Annotated in this window: 1 protein-coding gene; it reads left to right on the forward strand. The window is 54.0% G+C overall.

From position 1 onward, the window contains the following. A partial coding sequence (tuf, locus tag OOJ59_RS27900; protein ID WP_199951827.1) for an elongation factor Tu occupies positions 1-1,052 on the forward strand: 1,052 nt, incomplete at both ends.

A 1,052-nucleotide genomic window follows, 5' to 3' on the forward strand; every position in this document is an offset into this window, starting at 1 on the left:
ACCGTACTGGCTAAAACCTACGGCGGTGCTGCTCGTGCATTCGACCAGATCGATAACGCGCCGGAAGAAAAAGCTCGTGGTATCACCATCAACACTTCTCACGTTGAATATGACACCCCGACTCGCCACTACGCACACGTAGACTGCCCGGGCCACGCCGACTATGTTAAAAACATGATCACCGGTGCTGCGCAGATGGATGGCGCGATCCTGGTTGTTGCTGCGACTGACGGCCCGATGCCGCAGACTCGTGAGCACATCCTGCTGGGTCGTCAGGTAGGCGTTCCGTACATCATCGTGTTCCTGAACAAATGCGACATGGTTGATGACGAAGAGCTGCTGGAACTGGTAGAAATGGAAGTTCGTGAACTTCTGTCTCAGTACGATTTCCCTGGCGACGACACGCCGATCGTTCGTGGTTCTGCTCTGAAAGCGCTGGAAGGCGAAGCAGAGTGGGAAGCGAAAATCATCGAACTGGCTGGCTTCCTGGACTCTTACATCCCGGAACCAGAGCGTGCGATTGACAAGCCGTTCCTGCTGCCTATCGAAGACGTATTCTCCATCTCCGGTCGTGGTACCGTTGTTACCGGTCGTGTAGAGCGCGGTATCATCAAAGTTGGTGAAGAAGTTGAAATCGTTGGTATCAAAGACACCGCTAAGTCTACCTGTACTGGCGTTGAAATGTTCCGCAAACTGCTGGACGAAGGCCGTGCTGGTGAGAACGTTGGTGTTCTGCTGCGTGGTATCAAACGTGAAGAAATCGAACGTGGTCAGGTACTGGCTAAGCCGGGCTCTATCAAGCCGCACACCAAGTTCGAATCTGAAGTGTACATCCTGTCCAAAGACGAAGGCGGCCGTCATACTCCGTTCTTCAAAGGCTACCGTCCGCAGTTCTACTTCCGTACTACTGACGTGACTGGCACCATCGAACTGCCGGAAGGCGTAGAGATGGTAATGCCGGGCGACAACATCAAAATGGTTGTTACCCTGATCCACCCGATCGCGATGGACGACGGTCTGCGTTTCGCAATCCGTGAAGGCGGCCGTACTGT

The sequence above is a fragment of the Citrobacter sp. W9 genome, assembly GCF_026719375.1.
In the GTDB taxonomy this organism is placed as follows: Bacteria; Pseudomonadota; Gammaproteobacteria; order Enterobacterales; family Enterobacteriaceae; genus Citrobacter; species Citrobacter werkmanii.